Genomic DNA, 20,442 nt, shown 5'->3' on the forward strand with positions numbered 1-20,442 from the left:
TTGTAAAAAATATACTCTGATTTTTAAGTAAAATATACTCTGATTTTTAAGTAGAGACTGTTGCATTTATGTCAATATGAAGTTGTCAGAAAATGATAAAAAAAACATCATCTTCACGATGAAAATCGGGATCTCCTGAAGTGTATTGTGGGAGATGAAAGTACCCGCAGCAAACAGTCGTTATATCTTCAAATAATTCTTTCTTTAGCATAATCACAATTTTGTTCGATTTTACAAAATATGAACTTAACACGGTTATTGTCGACAATGTTTGAGTTTGTATTACTATTACGTTGTCACTTAAGGTTTTGTTATGTATTATTGTCGACAATGTTTGCGAGGAGATATTTGGAATGTGGTACGATTTATTTGGTGCAATGAATACAATATTTATTTTTGTTAGTTTATATGGCGTTTTTTTACAGCTTAATAAAGTCTGGTTGAGAAAGAGAAGCAATGAACCTAAAGTTACTCTCATTTTGTCTCAAAACCAGTTCACAATGAGTTTTCTAGCTTATTTTTCATTCTTTATATATGGGTATAGCATTGATCCTTTTAATCATTATATAGTTTGGCCGAGGCTTATCGCCTCAGTATTGGTTACACTAATATTGTTTGAAATGTGGCAAGATAGAAAGTCCAAAACCTCATTCTTTTGTGTTTTATTTGTTGGATTGAGCTTTATTGGCGGCGTTATAGGGCTTGTTTTCAATGATACATTTTCAAGCCAGAGTAAGAATTTGTCGACAATTTTAATTGTGGCAATCACTGCTTTATTAGCTCAAGGATACGTACATCAAATAAAGCTAATCATTAATTCTGGAAAGACTGGAGCTATAGATATAAGGATGAGTCAGTTTATTCTTATGATGGACATATCCACTATAGCTTTTGCTGTTTCTATGGGAGTTAGTGAAGGTTGGCCTCTAATAGTTCTTGCCGTTGTTAGTGGTATGACTAAATTAGTTATTATGTATCTATTCCGTTGGGTTCGCCTTAGCCCTAAAGCCGAATATCGTCGATTAAATTTAAAATGCTGAGCGGCCGATAATCGCTCAAATAGGTATTTGGAAACTTTAATCATATTGTAAATATACAATATGATGTTATTGTAAAATCACAAGTTTTTAGTTGTCGCAACCGACCGACGGCTTTGAGTGAATCAGCGATTGGAAATTAATAATCCCCTCAAAAATATCGGGTTAATAATAAATGACATTTAAGAAGTATATTAGACCGGTAAACTTAGGTTTAAGACTAAGTTAGAGCAAGCAGTATTAGAATTTATCTCAGGTTTTATATGTGCAATATTTTCTTATATTGGTTATGAAGCTGACTTAGCAATATTATGTTATCCAACAGCATTGGTTGCATTAATATGCGTTATATTGTCATTGTATAATCTTTATGAATTAGTTCAATATTGGCTTAACAAATCGCCTAGCAAGGTCTAATTCAGGGCTAAAACATTTTTGATGAGTATTAGATATGCCAGCTTAGTGAGCAGCAAACGTTGCCCAATTAATACTAATAAGATTAACTAAACACAGTATAAGTAGTTATGAACAAATTTATGATACCAGTAGCCGTAATGCTTTTTAAAAGCGTACTTATAATTTTAGGGATATCGATACTTCTATCTCCTTCGACACTTCTGGCAAAAAATAATGTAAGAGCTCCAAATATTGTATTAATTGTTGCTGACTATATGGGGTATTCTGATATAGAGCCCTATGGTTCAAATGACATAAAAACTCCCTCGCTCAATACACTGGCTTCGCATGGGCTTCTATTTTCAAATCATTATTCAGCTGCCTCTTCTTGTATCCCTTCTCGCGCATCTTTAATGAGTGGGAAGTACCCAGCAAAAGTACTAGAAGGCTTTAAACTGGGAAGAGGAAGAGGTTTACACGCAAAAAATAACAATTTACTTAATGGACTAATTACTAGTGGATACGAAACAGCGTTAATCGGCAAGTGGCACCTTGGCGCAGAGAAAAACTTTAGGCCAAATGATCATGGTTTCGATTATTTTTTTGGATTCAATTCGTGGACATTAGGATACCATACTCACCTTACCTCAGATGGTGACCCTGGCCTGTTTAGAAACAAAGAGCCAGTAATTGAAAATGGATACCTGACAGATATTTTTACTGACGAGGCCGTACAGTTCATCGACAAAAGTGCAGATGATCCTTTCTTTCTTTATCTTTCCTATAATGCCGGCTTACCACCTTATCAAGCGCCTGACTTACCAAAGCCTGAGTGGGATTCAGGTTGGGATGCAAATGACGCTAGTAGGGCTGACTATATTGCAATGATAGAAAGGATGGATCAAGGAATAGGAAAGGTGCTAAGTAAACTTAGCGAGCATGAATTTGAAGAAAATACGCTTGTGATTTTCACTTATGATCATGGAGGTCGTCACCTCGTTGACTCGGGACCACTGTTTCATGGCTTCGGAACGTTGTGGGAGGGAGGGATTCGTGTCCCTTTAATAATTCGTTGGCCAAACAAAGTGAAAAAACAAGGTGTGTTTAATACGCCTACAATCGCTATGGACCTTACCGCTACAATACTTGACGCCGTACAAGCCAATAATGCCATTGACTCTTTAGATGGAACAAGTTTATTAAATATTATCGAGGAATCGGATAAATTTGAAAATCGAAATCTATATTGGCGAGATGGAAAAATGAAAGCGATCCGTAAGAATAATTGGAAGTATGTGATGGACGGGTATTCACAATTACTTTTCAATCTAGAAGCTGACATCAGTGAAAGAAACAACGTGTTTCATAAGAATCCCAAAAAAGTTAATGAACTTAGGCAAAAGTTAGCAGACTGGGAGAATGACTTAGATGAACATTAATATAATGGTCCAACTATAAGTAACTCAAACTGAACAAAACAGTTGGTTAGTAATAGTTCTGCGATGTTTTATTCACTACTTGTTAGTCCCTTAATGGACCATTAGCGAATGGTGAATGCAACGCTATCCATACAGTAGTTTAAGAGGTCCCTATATTATTGTGGAAAAAGTGCTCTTGTTCTGCTTTTTATGGTGTTGTGAAATAGGGACTTTTTTGCAAATGGAAAGCCTTAGAGCGAATAACGTCAGGTTAAAAATATAAAAATATAAAAATATAAAAATCATCTCAAATTAAATATTTCTAACCCATTAACTTAGCCTATTAGATATTTCTGATATCAGAATGACATTGATAATTTGAATCAACGTTGTCTGGATAATCAATACGCATTTGGTCGTAATCAACATTGTCAAAACTGGCATCAATCGTATCGGTAAAGTCTTCAGCTTTAGCACCGATTAAACTGCCTTGCTCACCCAAAGCATCAAAATCATGCTGATGTTCATCCATCAACTTGTCTAGTTTGGCAACTACTTGTTCTTGTTGCTTCAAGTAGCTCTTATCAATATAAAGAGTGTCATCATTATCTTGAATTGCGAGCGATGTTAACTCTTCAATTTGCTCAGTATATTCTTGCAATTGTTGTTCAATGGCTTGAATAGGCTGCTCTAAGGCATGCATTTTTTGCTCTTCTGCTTGTAACGCTTGATACGCTTCTACTTGTTCTGTATTCATTGCGTATTTTGCCACTACGTCACAGCCTTTCAATAAAGTAATGGTGTAATCAGTGTTTGTACTACTTGCTTGACTAGCAAACGCAGCTCCAATTAGTAAGCAAGATGAAATGGTGGCGAACTTGAATGTTTTTTGAAATGTCATGGTAACCCCTAGTTATGTACCAAGTTGCTTATATATCTGCTCATTTTTAATGGTTAAAACGAATAACTACTGCGTTATTAAATTTATAAGTACTAAAGCATGGATGCTGCAGGTAGAGCGACGCAGGATGCCAAAGCCGAGAATAACTACTTACTAAATTTTATGCCTTGTATTTATCCGTTTTTCCTGATGAAAAAGTAGATCACATACATCATCAAATTGGTAATATCGATTTTATTTAAATTCAATAACTAGTAAGTCGAGGTGATTGCAAAAAAAGTTTAAATTTTTTTAATTTAATTTAAACTTTTATGCATTACTGGTGGGAAAATTAATGAGTTTCTAGTGGCTTGTATGAAAGCCCCATATAGGCTTGGCCCTTCCAAGAATCTAACACAAAGCTGATATTTGCGTTGTCGTTTTTCCATTCACTGTTTAATTTATAATCGCCTTTTGAGGTTGATTGACAAAGTTGTTCAACGTTTACTGTGGCTAAATCTACTTTGTTATTAGTTACTATTTTCGCGACGCCGTATTGCTTTTCAACTTCAGCTTTTACTTCTTCGTATGCGCTGACACAATTAGTAGCCTCTGCGCTAAAGCCTTTGTAGTATAAAACGTTAACTAATTTCCCATCATTATTGAACAAGTATTCTTTATGGAATTCAATGTCAAATAAATGGCTTTCATACGTTATACGCGTTGGTATTTCATCGTCGGGTTTGGTTGTATGACTTTGCTTTACTTCACTGTAACTTTGGCTCCAGTCTATCGCGTCTAATTTTGAGTTACCCGTAGCATTTACATTTGCTATATAAGCTAGTGAAAGTAATAAAAGGGGTAAGAGATTTAATGGTTTCATAGTAATACCTTTAACGAGTGGGTTACTTAGATGGTGCCAGATACCATAGATAAAGTCTTATAACAGATTGGTTTGTTATAACTCCTTTATTGTTATAACAATAAACGTAAAACAAAAAAGCCAACAATATATGTTGGCTAGTAGGTACATTGATAACGTATTAAAAAATTTCTTTATAACGCTTGGTAAGCTTTTCTGCTTCTTCGCGCAACGCTTCCAATAAATAATGCGCAGCTGGCGGTAATTGACGTTGAGCTCTTAAGGTTACCCCAATTGGCCCTGGGGCAATAATTAATGGGATATCAAGGCGCTTAAGTAAACCTATTTCTTCATAGGTTAACACTACCTGAAGAGGTAAAGCGGTGATCATATCGGTATTTTTTAATAACGTACGATTAGTTAAAATTGACACCGACTCAACGGGGTTCACTGGTACATCTAAGCCTTCACGATGAAAGGCACCATCAATTTCATCTCGAAGCATGGTTTCTCTTGGTGGTAAGATCCATTGCTGATCAACCAAATCATGCAAAGTAAGATTTTTTCTACTCTGTAAAGGGTGGTCAGCACGGGCAACAATTACTACCGGCTCATGATAAAGCACTTCATTGGTTAAGCCGTCTTGATCTGGAACCTCGGGAATTCGGCCTACCATGATGTCTAAATCATCAATTTTTAATGACTTAATTAACCGGTCACCTGTGCCTTCTCTTAACGCTACTGAAACGTTAGGTCGGTTTTTCTTTAATCTGGCAATAGCATTTGGCAACAGCGTTGCACTGGCGGCTAATAAACTACCAACTGTTACTCGGCCAGTTAAACCACCTTGTAATGATGATAATTCTTCACTGGCATGTTTAACTTGAGACAGAATTAACTTAGCGTGTTTAATTAAGACTTCACCGTAAAGTGTTGGTGTTACACCGCGAGAAGAACGATCAAATAATTCGATATTTAGCGCAGATTCAATGTCGCGAATAATTTTTGTCGCTGCAGGTTGAGCCATATTGTGTATTTGCGCGGCTTTAAATATATTGCGTTGCTCGCCAACGGTAACCAATAATTGTAAATATTTAAATTTTAAACGCGACACTAAGTGACGTTCTAACATATTAGGATTCATTAAATTTCCCTTCGCTGGCTAAATTAATATCGTTATGATGATTTATTACTTTAATATAACAAGGTTAAGTTTTATAACAAAGTAATTATATCGCTTGGTTTATAGCAAAGTACATACTTCGTCAAATTCAAATCTTGGTAAGCGTTGAAATATTTTTTTTGTATCGCCATAACCTAAACTGCATAAAAAATTACTTTTAACACTACTACCACTAAAGAATTCATCGTCAGCAGCTTGATTATTAAATCCCGACATTGGACCAATATCTAAGCCGAGGGCACGCGCTGCTATCATTAAGTAACCACCTTGCAAGGTACCATTACGAAAGGCGGTACTAGATACCATATTGGGATTATTCTCAAACAAGGCTTGTGCACCAGGATTATGAGCAAATAGTTTTGGCATGTGTTTATAAAACTCCATGTCATGGCCAATAATTACCGTTACAGGTGCGCTTAAAACTTTGTCGACGTTCAGCGGCGCTAAACATTTTTTTAATCGCTGTTTTGCTTCATCGGTGCGAATGAATACGAACCGAGCAGGGCAGGTATTCATACTTGTTGAGCCCATTTTTACGATCTCATAAAGCTGCTTAAGTAAGTCATCACTTACCGGCTTGTTCAACCAACCATTATGACTACGAGCTTCTCTAATAATTAAATCTAGGTCGTTATCATTAAGGGTAGGATGACCCGCTTTTAATTGATCAGCCTCAAGCTGAGCGGTTTTAATTGCTTGTAATTGTTGCGCGCTAAATTCTGGTTTATTCATATTGCCAATCTTCTACTTTACTAGGTATGGCTACATCATCTGCTTTTTTGCAACATAGTTAAATTAAAATAAAGCCCTTTAGTTATAATAAAAAAAGTATATCACAGCTATATATTATAGCGTTGTCTGCATAGTGATGCTTGGGTATACTGACTGCAAGTTTTATTTGAGAATTAGATTAAGGTTTGAATTAATGGACATGTTGATTGATATATTACCTTTTGTGGTAATGATGTTAGTAACCGGTGTGGTCGGTGGAATTTTAGCTGGTCTTTTAGGTGTAGGCGGCGGTATTGTTATTGTACCTGTGCTTGATACCGCCCTTGGCTTTTATGGTGTAGACAGTGCAATACGAATGCATATAGCAGTTGCCACATCCTTAGCATGTATTATTTTAACCTCAATATCTTCATCAAAAGCACATCATGCAAAAGGTGCAGTTGATTTCAATTTGATTAAAGTTTGGGGGCCTGCAGTTTTTATTGGTTCGCTAATTGGCGCTATGGCAGCAAGTTATGTGAACAGCCAAGTACTTTCGGCAATCTTTGGCATAGTTGCTTTAATTGTTGCTATCAAAATGGCACTGCCTTTAGATAACGTAATTATCAGTCAAGATGTACCGCGTGGCATTACAGCGCCTGCAACACCTGTAGTTATTGGCGGTCTATCTAGTATGATGGGAATAGGTGGCGGTACGTTAAGTGTACCGGTGCTAACATTAATGAATCAGCCAATTCATCGAGCGGTAGGCAGTGCAGCATTTATTGGCTTGTTAATTAGCATCCCTGGTACTATTGGTTTCATTGTTTCTGGACTTAACGATCCTCGTTTACCACCAGGTAGTTTCGGTTATGTGAACCTAATTGGTTTTGCTCTCATTTCTCCGGTAACCGTTTGGGCTGCACCTATAGGCGCAAAAATCGCCCATAGTTTAGATAAACGTCATTTAAGTACATTGTTCGGTGGTTTTTTATTCATCGTAGCGTGCAGAATGATATACCGTACCCTAGTCGCTTAAGTATGAGCTCGTGAGTTTAGTCCTTTAGAAGCCTATACCAATTCTATTAATTATTTCAGGCAACAGCATTTCCTCCCAGTGGTGCTGTTGTCTTTTTTTACTTCATGGATGAAGCAATGCAAATTGCCAAGGACCACTCTTTCATATCCATATGATCGTGGCATTAATACAATCCATGTATGTCATGGTATTAGGTTTGTAAAATACTCTTCCCATTTAAATACATCATGCAAATAATAACTCGCTATATCGCAAAAAATAGAGGTGAGTGGCTAGTTATAATAAAAAAGATATATTTAAACGTTAAAAATTTAGTCGATTTTTATAGCTAAACATCGCACATTGTATACATAACTTTAACAAATAATTAATGGAGTGTAGCAATGACAAACTATGGTTTAGCTACTTATCAACAAGGCGATGTAAAAAGCACCGCTATTGTATTTGAACAACAATATTACGATTTAAAAACAGCATACCGTGCTGTTTATCCAGACAATAGTCAAGTACCTGCTTGGGCCTCAGATGTCACGTTAGCCTTATCACAGTGGCAACAAATCAGCGCTGAAGTTGATGCATTTGCACAAGCTGCCACTAAGCAGTTAGCCAGCCTAACAATGATAAGCGGTGACTACAAAATATTAGCACCATTTAAACCAACCACAATCTTTGGCACAGCGTCTAACTACCATGAGCATGCAGCAGAAATGAATACCATTTTAGCTGCTAAACCAGACAGCTCTCCATATGTATTTATGAAAGCGACTAGCAGTGTGATTGGTACTAATGAATATGTGATTTTACCACCTGAAACCAAAAAGCTTGATTGGGAAGTTGAGCTAGGTGTGGTCATTGGTAAAACCGCTCGTCGAGTTAAAGCTGAAGATGCGCTTGACTATATTGCTGGTTATACCGTGGTCAATGATATTTCAGCCAGAGACTTAAACCACCGTACCGATTACCCATTTAAGCATGATTGGTTCCGCGGCAAAAGCTGGGATACATTCTGTCCAATGGGACCTGTATTTGTGCCTAAAAGTGCAATAGCAGACCCACATAAAGTTAAGTTGGCGTTATTTCTAAACGATAAACAAATGCAAGACGGTAATACCAGTGAGTTAATTTGGGATGCATTTGAACAAATTCAATACTTATCAAGCATCCTTACATTACAGCCTGGAGATGTGATCATGACAGGTACTCCCGCAGGTGTAGGTAAAGGGATTGGATTGTTTTTAAAGCCGGGAGATGTATTGCGAGCATCAGCTGAAGGTGTAGGTGAAATAATCAATACTGTAAAAGCTGAACAGCTTTAAACTAAATTAAGGATCGAAAAATGTACAAACCACAACCATTAAAGTTAGGCCATTTAGTTTTAAAAGTTGATGATATTCAAGCGTCGGTAAAGTTTTATCAAGACGTTGTTGGCTTAGAGATATCTGACTGGATTGATGATCGCATGGTATTTATGCGCTCTAGCAGCGACCACCATGATTTAGCACTTTTACAATTGCCTGAAGATCAAAGAGGCAAGTTAGATCCTGAACATAATCGCGTAGAGCATTTTTCTTATCAGGTCGAATCTCTCGTTGAAATTAAACGTATTACCGCGATGTTAATTGAACGCGGTATCGAGATTGACCGTGGCGTTGGTCGCCATGGCCCTGGTGATAATACCTTTATTGTATTTAAAGATCCTGACGGTAACAATGTTGAGTTTTACTCAGACATGTTACAGATCACTGCTGAAGCACCTTATCAAGCATCTGTGTGGAAAAGTGATGTACTTGAAACGTTTGATCAATGGCATTTAAAAGACTTTGTGGTTGAGCCGCCGGCTAGAATTACCGCCATTTTAAAGAAAGATTAAAATAAATAGGAATTATTATGTCGATTTTAGAAGTTAATTCGAATCAATTTTATTATGAAGTGCATGGCGAAGGCGAACCTGTCGTATTAGCCCACGGTCTTGGTGGCAATCATGCAACTTGGTATCAGCAGGTATCTGTATTAGCAAAAGCCTATAAAGTTATTACTTTTGATCATCGTGGTTTTGGCTCATCTACAGATAACGAAAAGTTAGGCAGAGCTGGGTTTGTGAGTGATTTACTGGCCTTACTCGATCATTTAAATATAGAGAAAGCTGCACTAGTTGGTCAATCTATGGGTGGTGGCACGGTAATTAACTTTGCCAATCAATACCCGGAGCGAGTTGCTGGTCTGGTCATTGCTGATTCTTTGCATGGTTTGGTCGAATCAGCAGATGTAGAAAAAATAATGAATAAAGTGCGTAACGAGACTAAAAATTTAAGTCAGCTAGACCGAGTATTAGGTCAAACCTATCGCCAACAAAATCCGCTAGGTGCGCTGCTTTATCAACAAATCAATAGTTTTAATGCAACCGATAAATCTAATTTAGTTGGTGAATATTCATCTGAGAAAGTGTCACCGCAAGCATTAGCAGAACTTGGTATTGCGGTGATGTTTATAACTGGTCAGGACGATATTTTATTTCCAATAGATGCAGTGCGATTAGTGCAAGAGCAGGTGGCTAATTCTTTTATTGTTGAATTTGATCATTGTGGTCATTCAGCATTTTATGAACGAGCGCAAGAATTTAACGATAGTGTATTAAGCTTCTTACAAATGGCAGGATTAAACCCTAGTAATAATTCAGCCCACAGTAATGCTTCTGGCTATGTAAAGGCGGGTTAATAACTGCAGTTAATATAACTGCTTTAACCTTTAATAAACTGCCTTTGGTAGTTAACAAAAATATTTAATTTGGTGTTTATGATGAGTAATAAAACAGTAGCACAACAAGTGGTCGATGCATTAATCGACTTAGGCGTTAAGCACGTATTTGGCGTACCTAGCGGTGGTTGGGTCGATTATATGGAAGCTATGCGCACCACTGACGGCATAGATTTTGTATTAGCAACCCATGAAGGCGGTGCTGGTTTTATGGCTGATGTTTATGGCCGTATTACCGGTGTACCGGGTGTGTGTTTTGGTACATTTGGTCCAGGCGCAACTAATTTAGCAACAGGTGTTGGTAGTGCATATTTAGATCGTTCGCCAATGATCGCCCTTACTGATGAAATGGCTAGTGATAAACGCAATCGTATTGTGCAAATGAATATTGATCATCAGGCATTATTTGCGCCAATTACTAAAAAAACCACACGGTTAGAAGCTGACAAAGTAAGAGAGATTATTTTTGACGCGGCACAAGTTGCGCTATCAGATGTACCTGGGCCAGTGCATGTAGGTTTACCTGCTGGTATGAGTAGCCAAGTTACGACTGTACAAGACATTGCGCCATATGCAATTAAGTCACAACCTAAAGCAGATAAAGAGTTAATAAAGCAAATGCAAACATTGTTTGCTGATGCGAAAAAGCCGGTTATTGCTTTGGGGATGCGCGCTGTTACGAGTGGTATTCAGGATCAAATTCTTAAATTTGCCGAAAAGTATAAAGTACCTGTCGTGCTTAACCCAATGGCTAAAGGAATGATCCCTGAAGATCATCCTTGTTATGCTGGCGTACTGTTTCACGCGTTAAGTGATGTGGTTGGTCAAACTCATCAACAAGCCGATTTGGTAGTAAGTATTGGTTACGATGAGATTGAATTTAACTATGAAGATTGGATCCCTAATGTACCAGTAGTCAGCATTGATATTGTTGCTACTGACTTAGACACAGCAGAATATACATTAGCTTGTGATGTTCTTGGTGATATTAAATTTTCTGTAGAGCAACTTGTGAAAGCTGATTTTGCTGAAAAGTCTTGGGATTTACCAGCAGTTGCTATAAGAAAAGCCGATATGTTTGCTCAAATGACGTCGCAAAATGGTGCCTTTGGGCCTTGTGCTGCATTAGATATATTACGAGAAAAATTACCAGATGATGGCATTATGACTTGTGATGTAGGGGCTCATATCCACTTAATTGGACAAAAGTGGCCAACGCCAAAGCCAGGGCTACAAATAATGACTAACGGTTGGTCTGCTATGGGATTTGCTATTCCGTCGGCCATTACCGCCAAAATAACCAACCCAGATACTAGTGTATGTGCAGTGGTTGGTGACGGTGGTTTCTTAATGACCGCCGGTGAGTTGGCTGTAGCAGTAAGAGAAAAGCTTAAAATTGTATTTGTACTGTTTACCGACAACGACTTAGCGCTTATTCGTATTAAGCAGGAAAAGAAACGCAATCCTATTTATGGAACGCCAATCCGCGAACGCGGCACTATTGGTGGTGATAACATCTTTGGTGTACCGGTAATTAAAGCGTTTGAACCAGCTGAATTTGACGCCGCACTTGAGCAAGCTTTTGCAGCAGACGGGCCAGTAATTGTTGAAGCAATATTAAACTCTCGTGAATACGATGACTTAGTACTTAGAAAGGATAAGCCATAACATGCCAGCATTAGCGACTAAATTTAAAGACAACATGATTGCAGTTCACACTGGCAGCAAAAGAGACAAAAACACTATTTTAATTAATGGTGATTGGATCGGCGCCAAACAAACAATGACTATTATCAATTCATTTGATAATAGCGTGATTAGCGAAGTGTCTTGTGCAAACAATGACCATGTTGAACAAGCAATACAAAGCGCCAAACAGGCATTCAAGCTTAACCAATATCAACCAAGCCATGAACGTGCGGCTATTTTAAAAGGTGCAGCACAGAAGGTGTTGGCCAGGCTTGAAGAGTTTGCACAAACAATTGCTCTTGAAACGGGGAAACCTATTGTTGCAGCTCGTAAAGAGGTAAGTCGTTGTGCCAATACGCTTAACTTGTCAGCAGAGGAAGCAACTCGGTTAACTGGTGAAACGGTTAAATTTGATAGCTTCTCTGGTGGTGAAAACCGCTTAGGCTATTACGAACATGTACCACTAGGCGTCATAGTCGCAATTACGCCATTTAATGACCCGTTAAATCTTGCTGCTCATAAAATTGGTCCAGCACTTGCCGCGGGTAATGCGGTTATTTTAAAGCCCTCACAACAGGCGCCTTTATCAGCAATTAAGCTAGTAGAAGTATTAATTGAAAGTGGCTTAGCCAACGGTCAAGTAAATGTACTAACCGGCTATGCAAGGGACTTTGCACAATGCTTAGTGTCAAGCAAAGATGTGGCAATGGTGACTTATACAGGCGGTGAAGCCTCAGGTGAAATTATTGCCAAAAATGCCGGTATTAAAAAATTAGCCATGGAGCTTGGCGCTAATTCTCCGGTGATAGTCATGGACGATTGTAATTTAGACAAAGCGGTAGAAGCATGTGTCTCAGGCTCTTATTGGGCGGTAGGTCAAAACTGTATTGGTGTACAACGTATTTATATTGAGCGCGGCATTTATCAACAGTTCAAGGCTAAGTTTATTGAACAAACTGCACAGTTAACCGTAGGCGATCAATTAATTGATAGTAACGACGTTGGTCCTATGATCAATGAAGCTGAGGCTAAACGTATCGAAAGTTGGGTAAACAGTGCAGTAGATAAAGGAGCTAACTTATTAGTTGGCGGAAAACGAACTGGCGCTTGTTACTACCCAACGGCATTAGATAACGTTGCTAATACCGAGAACTTAATTTGCCAAGAAGCATTTGGCCCGGTAGTGAGTTTATTTCCATTTTCGGACTTAGATGACACTGTTGCCCTTGCTAATAATGTTGAATTCTCGATTCACGGCGCAGTGTTTACCTCAAACATAAATACGGCTATGAAAGTTTCTCGTGAGCTTGATGTTGCGGGAGTGATGGTAAATGATTCGAGTGATTACCGTCTAGATGCGATGCCTTTTGGCGGCGCTAAACGCGGCAGTATGGGTAGAGAAGGTGTTAAGTTTGCAGTTAAAGAAATGACTCACACGAAAGTATTTTGTATGAATTTAGATGCATAAAATTTATAAAACACTTCCAATTTGAAACTCCCCAGATACAAGCGTTGTGCACAATGTGCCGCGCTTGTATTTTTTTCTTGCAAGTTAATTCTGTTGTCGTACTATATTACTAAGTTTTTCTAATAACATAGTCGTTCTCATGGCAAGTTTAACCATTTCCGATAAAATCTATAATCAACTTTCTAGTGCCATAATTTCTGGTGAATTAAAACCCGGGCAAAAGCTCGAAGAGCAAGAAATTGCCAATAAATATGGCGCTTCACGCACACCTATTCGTGAAGCTCTTAGGCTGCTTCATACTAATGGCTTAGTTGAAAGTAAGCCGCATAAAGGCGTTACGGTCATAGAACTGGATATTGACCAACTTGCCGATATGTACGAAGCCTTAGCTGAACTGGAAGCGCTGTGTGCTGGCCTTAGCGCAGAACGTATGACTATGGTTGAACGTAAGCAGTTACTGCGCTTGCATGAGCAGTCTCAACACGCCGTAGAATCTGAAGATGTTGATGAGTTTGCTAATTTGAACAATCAAATTCATCACGCGATTCATCAAGGGTCGCGTAATAAAACACTGCTTGAAACAATAAACAAACTACGAAAGCGTTTAAGTCTTTACCGTCAACCTTGGTTATTCGAAAAGCGCAACCGCCTCGAGGCATCGTATACTGAGCATGATGAGTTGGTTGAAGCGGTAAGTAAAAGTCAAAAAGAAGCCGCATTTAATGCAATGAAGAATCACATATCCAATACCAGTATGGGGACATTAGATTTTCTGATGCGACAGAAATAACCTCGATATGTATGCCCCATTTTTCAGGTTGTGCATTATGAAAAAGTCTGACGAATTTTAAAATCACTCACAATTTATTAATAATACATAAGATCAAGCTAATTCTAACTGATATGTTTTTTAACCAATAACAATAAAAATTATTGGAGAATGAGCTTGTCTTATACAAAAATTGCTGGATTACAGTTATCAATGCCCACACCTGTATGGAAAGTCGTGCAAACCTTGTTGTGGCTGATCGGTGTCATTATTGTTGGCTTACTTATTGTTGAACCAGATCTTGGCATTTTATTGTTCTGGAATTTGTTAATTCCAATAGCACCGGCAATTGTGGTTATTATTCCTGGTGTTTGGCGCAATATATGCCCTATGTCTACTACCGCTTTACTACTGACTAAACTCGGGTTTTCGAAGCAGAAAAAGCTTAGTATTAATAACAGCGGTAGACTATTTGCTGCTGGCATTGTAGCGTTATTATTAATTGTTCCTCTTCGACACTTGCTACTAAATACTAGTGGCGCTGCTACTGCAACAATGTTATTGATCGCAGCAGCTATTGCCGTAATTATGGGGTTTAAATACCAATGGCGTAGTGGCTGGTGTGCTTCCCTTTGTCCAATACATTCGGTTGAACGTTTGTATGGCAGTACCCCGGCATTTACCACCGACAATGCTCATTGCAGCTCATGTGAAAAATGTACTTCTGTTTGCCCAGACTCAACCAAACAAATGTCAGCCGTAGTCACTCGAAATATATCCGCAGAAAAACTATCTGGTTTAGTTATGACGGGAGGATTTGTTGGTTATATTTGGGGCTGGTATCACGTTCCCGATTACGTGCAAGTTGGCTTTTGGCAAGTGTTCTATGCTTATGCTTGGCCGTTTGGCTCTGGACTTATTTCTCTAGCTATTTACCTGTTATTGCGAAAACAACTGGCTCCATCACAAATTAAAGAAATGAATAAGGTTTTCGCAACCGCTGCTGTTATTTGTTATTACTGGTATCGCTTACCATCTCTTATTGGCATGGGGCTTTACCCTGACGATGGGGTACTGATAAACCTGTCAGATACTTTGCCTTACTGGTTTCCTGCGCTGCTAAAGCTGGCCAGTGCATTGTTTTTTATTTGGTTTATGTTGTATCGAAACCGAAGCAGGAGAAAAAGAAGTTGGAGTACACGTCCGGATTATGCAATTAATACCTAACGGATTAAATAATTCTATACCTCATATTGCCATTGGGAATATGAGGTATGCTGTAAGAGTAAAAATTATTTAGCAGGCTTGTCTTTTCCTGGGTGTAAAGTACCGCATTTTTTGCATGTTCTAGCGTCTATGTTTTGATGAAATGCTTCATAGGCTTTTGGTAAGTCCTCGACAATAGATAATATCTCAGCTTCTATTTGATAAACCATTTCATAACAATGTCCGCAGTGCCATTGCAGTTTGTCTAATTGCCCTTTAGGCCTTGCTGGCTCTACAACCAAACCGATACTGTCAGGCTCTGGACGCTGTGGCGAATGCAATACACCTGCTGGCAATAGTAGCATTTCACCTTCTTTAATGTGAATTTCACAAGGTTGACCGTTTTCATCAAACGAATTTAAGTAACAATTCCCTTTGAGTTGATAAAACAACTCTTCGACCGGGTTGCAATGAAAGTCTAAACGTTCATTCGGACCGCCGACCATCATTACCATCATGTCGGCATCTTTGAAAATTAACTCATTATTTACTGGTGGACGTTTTAGTAAATGTTGATTGTCATTAATCCACTTTTGTACGTTTAATGCTTTTGGCAGGGCCATATTAGCTTCCTCTGTTTGTGTTGTAAGTATCTTACTATATCTTGAGGAATTGTTAATAAATTGATGCAAGTCAAAGAAATTCAGTGTTGGATATCGTGGATCTTAGTCTTGTTATATTGGTTAAATTATAGCTGTTCTATTAAGATGGATTTTAATATTAATTGCTTATTTTTACTTTCATACCGTCAAGCTTATCACTGACAATTACCTGACAAGCTAATCGTGAATTAGCATTGGTATTTTTTAATTTATCCAAAACCTGTTGTTCCCCAAAATATTTGGTTGAAGTTATTGTTAAATAATCATCATCAATGTCAACTAAACAGGTACCGCAGCTGCAACAACCATTACAAATAGCAGGAATACCATCTATATGATTATCAACGGCGGCAACCATTAAACTTAAGTCATTCTCTGCAGTTACGGTTTGCTCTAAGCCATTATTTTGAATAAATGTAATGTTAGGCATGGACTTTCCTAAGGTGTTGGTTGTTTAAGTTCATAGGTTAATTTTTATAGCCGTGCTAATGGCTGTGTACAAAGCTAAGCTTGTTAAGATAAATTTTAATAGTGTCATATAATGCTGGTTTGGAATTTTATGGCGTAAATAGTTACCTAAAATTGAGCCTAACGTAGCGCCCAAAACCGACGCTAAAATTAATTGCCATAAGTCAAGAAACTGAAAACCAATAACACTATAGACAATCACTTTATTCAAGTTGGTAATGCCCATTAATAAAGAAGCAGTGGCTATTATTTGTTCTTTATCAACGAGCTTTTTATACAGTAATGTTACTGTTATCGGCCCAGGCGCTCCCACTAATAAACCTAAGCCGGCTTGTATGGCACCGACCAAATAAAAGCTTTCAAATTTGCCGAATAATTTAGCAATAGGCTTAAACCATAGTGTCAGCAATAAATAAATTGATATAAACAGAGGTAAATATTGACTGGCAATATTGATTAAAAAAACACTGAATAAGCTGGTACCAATCAGCGCTCCAAGAACGAATTGCCATACAAAAGGCCAATGTATATGTTGGTAACAAAACGCAAGACGCGAGCTGTTACTGGCAAATTGGGCAACACCATGAACTGGTATAATAGCAGCAGCGGGAACGAAAAAAGGCAATACCAACACTAAAATCATACCACCACCCATCGCACAAATACCGGCGAGGGTAGAGGTGATCGTCGCTATTAAAAAGAGACTTAGCTCATTGGTGAACATGAGTTGTTATTACCTACTTTTAAACACGCAGTCTAAAGTGTTTTATAAGTTTGGGTACCAACCCAGCCACGCTCAGAAATATCTACCATGATGTTTTCTGGGCCATTCATTTTATATTCCGCGTTATCTTTTGCTGGGTTTTTGCCAAGACCTTGAGCTAGATTTACATCGTGACGTGGTTGATAGCCATTTTCTTGAAAATCACCTACCATGGCTTCAATATCATCACATTGAAAGCCAATGTGATGTAACCCTACATAGCCTTGAGGAAATTCTTTGCCGGCCGCAGGACCATTCTTGAAATTTAAAATAGCTAAATTTACGTTGCCATCTGTTACGTAATATCCGTTCGCATTACGACTGGCAACAACACCGGCAACGGACCAACCCATTACGTTTACAAAAAAGTCTCTGCTTTTATCTGGGTCGCTTGATGCCATGGCCAAATGCTTTAATTTTATTACTTGCTTGCTCATAATTTTTTCCTAAATTTATCTGTTATTTAATATATGTAACTTGTTAACTGCCAACTCTAAGTGGCGTGGTAATGGAGCGCAGGGCGGTGATCACGCTTAATGCGGTAATTCGGCCGGTTCCTGGGTTCTCAATTGTTGGTACATTTTCAATGGTCAACGAAAAACTAGCGCTATCGGCATCTACATTGATGTAATGCGTGTTTCTGGTTTTAGTCGGGTCAGCCCAAATTTCCAATTGGGTTTTATCCGCACCAACACCTGCTAGACCTAATGCTGCAGCAACATTTACGTTTGATGGAAATTTTTCAGCCCCTTCTCGAGCACTGCCTTTAAATACTTGCAGTGGTTCGGTTAAGTTTGAAATATCGATGTTGTTCTCAACGATGTATTTCGCTTTGGTCAACGATGTTGGTGGCTTACGGGTAACCATAGTTACTGAGTGAATTGTATTTTCAGCAGCAGCTCTAACTGCATCTAAGCCTAATAGGGCGCCAGTTGCTAAAATTATTTGGCCACCATTATTTTTGGCGACATCAACTATGCTCGGATTTTGTAATATTGCTGCACCGCTCACGGTAACTAATATTTTGCCTTGTTTTAAAGTGGGCTCGGCCACACTCATAAATGCAGAAGTAGGGGCGCACTCAATAACAATATCAACAATGTCGGCTAAATCTTCAGCCGCCACTACATCAATAGAATTGCTATAACCGCTAAGATTTGCTTTGGCTTTAGCTAAATTTCCAGATGTTACCGCTGTTAGCTCTAAACCTTCCATACCGTCATTTAGCGCCTGACCTACTACTTGGCCAATAGTGCCAAAACCGGCAATGCCTACTTTTAATGTGTTCTTCATAATTAAATCTTCAATATGTGTTATTTAAAACGTTATTTATTTTTTGTAATTCTTCCTTTTGTATTCTATACGCAGGAAGAGGGCGAACCCGCAGTACTGGTAAAAGCTACTGCAGACTCTAGGGAGTTTCTAGAACTAGAAAGGTAGAACCATTAGCTTTCGCTTTTACGAATTGGCAACTCAGGGTACTTACCCATCATCAGTATACAGACACAACAGAGAACCATAATCGCTGACATTGCCCATAAAACTTCGGTATAACGCCCTACCGCATCGTAAGTTAAGCCCATGATTAAAGGACCTATACTTGCGCCAAGTTTAAAGCCTGAATAACTATAACCGTAGATTTCACCAAATGAGCGTTGACCAAAGTACTTACTAGTAAAGTACGCCATCACATCAAATTCAGCGCCAATGGCAATACCAATTAATGCCGTACAAATAGCGGCTTCAAAACCAGTCGCGCCCATGGCAAATAAAGCAAGACCGATGACAGGCCCAAACATGAAGGCGATAACCACATAAGGGGCAAAGAACTTATCCATTAAATAGCCAGCGAGTAATCGGCCACCGACAATCGACATACCTAAATAAGCAAAAGTGCCAATCGCTTCTTTGATACTCATGCCGCGGTCAGTCATCATCGGAATTAAATGTACCAAGACCGTTGAAGTACAAAGACCGGTAATTAAAAATGAAGCAAACATCAACCAGAAGGTTTTTTGTTTAATTGCTTCTTTCGTGGTGTAACCCACTAATTGTGTATTTGGTTTTGAGAAAGAAGTTTGTTGTGCACTAGGAGCATCAGTTGATCCGTCTGGACATAAACCTATATCACTGGGTTTATCTTTAAAAACAAACTTACTAATAGGTAAGGCAACAACTAAGATAAGTACACCAATGGCAAGGTACGCTTCACGCCAGGTATAGTGCTCCATAAAGTAAGAAGCAATTAATGGCACCATTGTAGTACCTAGCCCAACACCCGCTAAACCAATACCTAAAGCAAGGCCTCGCTTTTTATTAAACCAGCTAACTAATAATTTGGAATAGGTTAACGGAGCTGTACCTGCGCCTAATAATGGGATAACAACACACATAGCGTATAAATGCCAAATTGACGGGGTAAGTAGCGACATTGACGCTATGGTGAGGGCAAATAAGAAAGTGGAAGGCACCAATATTTTTTTAACGCCGTGTTTATCTATCATTCGACCGACATAAGGGAAAAACACGATAGCCGTGATACCAATAATCGTAGGACCAAATGATATTTGCCCTCGGGTCCAGCCGAAGCTTGTTTCAAACGCTTTGATAAAAGTACCAAAAGACATAGCAATTACGCTATAGCCAAGTGACAGACCAATAATGGTACCGATCACAATCCACCAACCATAAAATATTTTATTTGTTTTCATTGTTTGATCCATTTCAGCTGTTGGTGCTGATTTAACTAATTCACTCGACATAAGAACCTCATTTGTATTTAGTATACGAATAAACCTAATTGTATACATTGAATCTGTCAAGCCTATATTTTTAGCAAAACGATAATTGCTCGAAATTGCCTGCTTATACTTTTACCCATTAAAAACACAACGAAGTGGGCAATAGTTAATTCATTTAAAAGTGCTAATTACACACATTAAAGCAGTAATGAAATATCTAGACATCAATAAAGATAAGCGCTTCATTAACTTTTAACTCTGTATTTCGACTTTGCTTTACATGTTCTTCATTGATGCTATTCGAGCACAGCTCTGGTTAATTTTCAACGCTAATAACCCCCCCCTAGTAATAACTTTTTTGTTATATCTGAGGTGGTAAATATTATTTTTCTATTA

At 38.3% G+C, this 20,442-nt stretch carries 20 protein-coding genes; 10 read left to right on the plus strand and 10 right to left on the minus strand.

Features of this window, described 5'->3' with window-relative positions:
- Positions 1-353: 353 nt before the first annotated feature.
- Positions 354-1,040 carry a hypothetical protein gene (locus RI844_RS19235; protein ID WP_348396256.1) on the plus strand — a complete coding sequence of 229 codons (687 nt, stop codon included), beginning with the start codon at positions 354-356 and terminating at the stop codon, positions 1,038-1,040.
- A gap of 521 nt (positions 1,041-1,561) precedes the next feature.
- Positions 1,562-2,872, plus strand: a complete 1,311-nt coding sequence (locus tag RI844_RS19240) for a sulfatase-like hydrolase/transferase (protein WP_348396257.1) — start codon at positions 1,562-1,564, stop codon at positions 2,870-2,872.
- A 322-nt stretch (positions 2,873-3,194) separates the two neighbouring features.
- On the opposite strand, the gene RI844_RS19245 is transcribed toward RI844_RS19240, so the two are convergent.
- The 4 genes from RI844_RS19245 to RI844_RS19260 all read right to left on the minus strand — a co-directional run bounded on the left by RI844_RS19245 (position 3,195) and on the right by RI844_RS19260 (position 6,508).
- Complete coding sequence (locus tag RI844_RS19245; protein WP_348396258.1) at positions 3,195-3,752, minus strand: hypothetical protein; 558 nt, start codon at positions 3,750-3,752, stop codon at positions 3,195-3,197.
- Between the two features lie 331 nt (positions 3,753-4,083).
- Entirely contained in the window at positions 4,084-4,614 is a 531-nt protein-coding gene (locus RI844_RS19250; RefSeq protein ID WP_348396259.1) for a hypothetical protein, read from the minus strand.
- A gap of 160 nt (positions 4,615-4,774) precedes the next feature.
- Positions 4,775-5,737, minus strand: coding sequence for a LysR family transcriptional regulator (locus RI844_RS19255; RefSeq protein WP_348396260.1), 963 nt, complete (start codon positions 5,735-5,737; stop codon positions 4,775-4,777).
- A 99-nt stretch (positions 5,738-5,836) separates the two neighbouring features.
- On the minus strand, positions 5,837-6,508 hold the full coding sequence (locus tag RI844_RS19260; protein WP_348396261.1) for a malonic semialdehyde reductase: 672 nt from the start codon (positions 6,506-6,508) through the stop codon (positions 5,837-5,839).
- Positions 6,509-6,701: 193 nt separating this feature from the next.
- Between RI844_RS19260 and RI844_RS19265 the strand changes: the two genes are divergently transcribed.
- The 8 genes from RI844_RS19265 (at position 6,702) to RI844_RS19300 (ending at position 15,433) form a co-directional block, all read left to right on the plus strand.
- Positions 6,702-7,526, plus strand: a complete 825-nt coding sequence (locus RI844_RS19265; protein ID WP_348396262.1) for a sulfite exporter TauE/SafE family protein — start codon at positions 6,702-6,704, stop codon at positions 7,524-7,526.
- A 383-nt stretch (positions 7,527-7,909) separates the two neighbouring features.
- Entirely contained in the window at positions 7,910-8,842 is a 933-nt protein-coding gene (locus RI844_RS19270) for a fumarylacetoacetate hydrolase family protein (RefSeq protein WP_348396263.1), read from the plus strand.
- Positions 8,843-8,862: 20 nt separating this feature from the next.
- Positions 8,863-9,396, plus strand: coding sequence for a VOC family protein (locus tag RI844_RS19275; protein ID WP_348396264.1), 534 nt, complete (start codon positions 8,863-8,865; stop codon positions 9,394-9,396).
- A 17-nt stretch (positions 9,397-9,413) separates the two neighbouring features.
- Complete coding sequence (locus RI844_RS19280; RefSeq protein ID WP_348396265.1) at positions 9,414-10,241, plus strand: alpha/beta fold hydrolase; 828 nt, start codon at positions 9,414-9,416, stop codon at positions 10,239-10,241.
- A gap of 81 nt (positions 10,242-10,322) precedes the next feature.
- The gene (locus RI844_RS19285) at positions 10,323-11,948 is read left to right on the plus strand and encodes a thiamine pyrophosphate-binding protein (RefSeq protein WP_348396266.1); all 1,626 of its coding nucleotides are present in this window, start codon (positions 10,323-10,325) and stop codon (positions 11,946-11,948) included.
- Position 11,949: 1 nt separating this feature from the next.
- Positions 11,950-13,437 carry an aldehyde dehydrogenase family protein gene (locus tag RI844_RS19290; protein ID WP_348396267.1) on the plus strand — a complete coding sequence of 496 codons (1,488 nt, stop codon included), beginning with the start codon at positions 11,950-11,952 and terminating at the stop codon, positions 13,435-13,437.
- 139 nt (positions 13,438-13,576) lie between these two features.
- Positions 13,577-14,227, plus strand: a complete 651-nt coding sequence (locus RI844_RS19295) for a GntR family transcriptional regulator (RefSeq protein ID WP_348396268.1) — start codon at positions 13,577-13,579, stop codon at positions 14,225-14,227.
- A gap of 156 nt (positions 14,228-14,383) precedes the next feature.
- Positions 14,384-15,433, plus strand: a complete 1,050-nt coding sequence (locus RI844_RS19300) for a hypothetical protein (protein ID WP_348396269.1) — start codon at positions 14,384-14,386, stop codon at positions 15,431-15,433.
- 65 nt (positions 15,434-15,498) lie between these two features.
- On the opposite strand, the gene RI844_RS19305 is transcribed toward RI844_RS19300, so the two are convergent.
- The 6 genes from RI844_RS19305 to RI844_RS19330 all read right to left on the minus strand — a co-directional run bounded on the left by RI844_RS19305 (position 15,499) and on the right by RI844_RS19330 (position 20,067).
- Entirely contained in the window at positions 15,499-16,035 is a 537-nt protein-coding gene (locus RI844_RS19305; protein WP_348396270.1) for a 3-hydroxyanthranilate 3,4-dioxygenase, read from the minus strand.
- 157 nt (positions 16,036-16,192) lie between these two features.
- Complete coding sequence (locus tag RI844_RS19310; RefSeq protein ID WP_348396271.1) at positions 16,193-16,504, minus strand: 2Fe-2S iron-sulfur cluster-binding protein; 312 nt, start codon at positions 16,502-16,504, stop codon at positions 16,193-16,195.
- 30 nt (positions 16,505-16,534) lie between these two features.
- Positions 16,535-17,266, minus strand: a complete 732-nt coding sequence (locus tag RI844_RS19315) for a sulfite exporter TauE/SafE family protein (protein ID WP_348396272.1) — start codon at positions 17,264-17,266, stop codon at positions 16,535-16,537.
- A gap of 32 nt (positions 17,267-17,298) precedes the next feature.
- Positions 17,299-17,742, minus strand: a complete 444-nt coding sequence (locus RI844_RS19320) for a VOC family protein (RefSeq protein ID WP_348396273.1) — start codon at positions 17,740-17,742, stop codon at positions 17,299-17,301.
- Between the two features lie 43 nt (positions 17,743-17,785).
- Positions 17,786-18,598 (minus strand): aspartate dehydrogenase, encoded by an 813-nt coding sequence (locus RI844_RS19325; RefSeq protein WP_348396274.1) that lies wholly within the window; start codon positions 18,596-18,598, stop codon positions 17,786-17,788.
- Positions 18,599-18,750: 152 nt separating this feature from the next.
- On the minus strand, positions 18,751-20,067 hold the full coding sequence (locus RI844_RS19330) for an MFS transporter (protein ID WP_348396275.1): 1,317 nt from the start codon (positions 20,065-20,067) through the stop codon (positions 18,751-18,753).
- Between the last annotated feature and the right edge of the window lie 375 nt (positions 20,068-20,442).

This window comes from Thalassotalea fonticola (genome assembly GCF_032911225.1).
Lineage (GTDB): Bacteria > Pseudomonadota > Gammaproteobacteria > Enterobacterales > Alteromonadaceae > Thalassotalea_A > Thalassotalea_A fonticola.

Excerpts from the sequence above, each read along its gene's own strand:
- RI844_RS19260 (WP_348396261.1), bottom strand. The coding sequence starts at position 6,508 with ATGAATAAACCAGAATTTAGCGCGCAACAATTACAAGCAATTAAAACC.
- RI844_RS19285 (WP_348396266.1), top strand. The coding sequence starts at position 10,323 with ATGAGTAATAAAACAGTAGCACAACAAGTGGTCGATGCATTAATCGAC.
- RI844_RS19280 (WP_348396265.1), top strand. The coding sequence starts at position 9,414 with ATGTCGATTTTAGAAGTTAATTCGAATCAATTTTATTATGAAGTGCAT.
- RI844_RS19245 (WP_348396258.1), bottom strand. The coding sequence starts at position 3,752 with ATGACATTTCAAAAAACATTCAAGTTCGCCACCATTTCATCTTGCTTA.
- RI844_RS19235 (WP_348396256.1), top strand. The coding sequence starts at position 354 with ATGTGGTACGATTTATTTGGTGCAATGAATACAATATTTATTTTTGTT.
- RI844_RS19275 (WP_348396264.1), top strand. The coding sequence starts at position 8,863 with ATGTACAAACCACAACCATTAAAGTTAGGCCATTTAGTTTTAAAAGTT.
- RI844_RS19250 (WP_348396259.1), bottom strand. The coding sequence starts at position 4,614 with ATGAAACCATTAAATCTCTTACCCCTTTTATTACTTTCACTAGCTTAT.
- RI844_RS19305 (WP_348396270.1), bottom strand. The coding sequence starts at position 16,035 with ATGGCCCTGCCAAAAGCATTAAACGTACAAAAGTGGATTAATGACAAT.
- RI844_RS19270 (WP_348396263.1), top strand. The coding sequence starts at position 7,910 with ATGACAAACTATGGTTTAGCTACTTATCAACAAGGCGATGTAAAAAGC.
- RI844_RS19295 (WP_348396268.1), top strand. The coding sequence starts at position 13,577 with ATGGCAAGTTTAACCATTTCCGATAAAATCTATAATCAACTTTCTAGT.
- RI844_RS19320 (WP_348396273.1), bottom strand. The coding sequence starts at position 17,742 with ATGAGCAAGCAAGTAATAAAATTAAAGCATTTGGCCATGGCATCAAGC.
- RI844_RS19325 (WP_348396274.1), bottom strand. The coding sequence starts at position 18,598 with ATGAAGAACACATTAAAAGTAGGCATTGCCGGTTTTGGCACTATTGGC.
- RI844_RS19265 (WP_348396262.1), top strand. The coding sequence starts at position 6,702 with ATGGACATGTTGATTGATATATTACCTTTTGTGGTAATGATGTTAGTA.
- RI844_RS19290 (WP_348396267.1), top strand. The coding sequence starts at position 11,950 with ATGCCAGCATTAGCGACTAAATTTAAAGACAACATGATTGCAGTTCAC.
- RI844_RS19330 (WP_348396275.1), bottom strand. The coding sequence starts at position 20,067 with ATGTCGAGTGAATTAGTTAAATCAGCACCAACAGCTGAAATGGATCAA.
- RI844_RS19315 (WP_348396272.1), bottom strand. The coding sequence starts at position 17,266 with ATGTTCACCAATGAGCTAAGTCTCTTTTTAATAGCGACGATCACCTCT.
- RI844_RS19240 (WP_348396257.1), top strand. The coding sequence starts at position 1,562 with ATGAACAAATTTATGATACCAGTAGCCGTAATGCTTTTTAAAAGCGTA.
- RI844_RS19255 (WP_348396260.1), bottom strand. The coding sequence starts at position 5,737 with ATGAATCCTAATATGTTAGAACGTCACTTAGTGTCGCGTTTAAAATTT.
- RI844_RS19310 (WP_348396271.1), bottom strand. The coding sequence starts at position 16,504 with ATGCCTAACATTACATTTATTCAAAATAATGGCTTAGAGCAAACCGTA.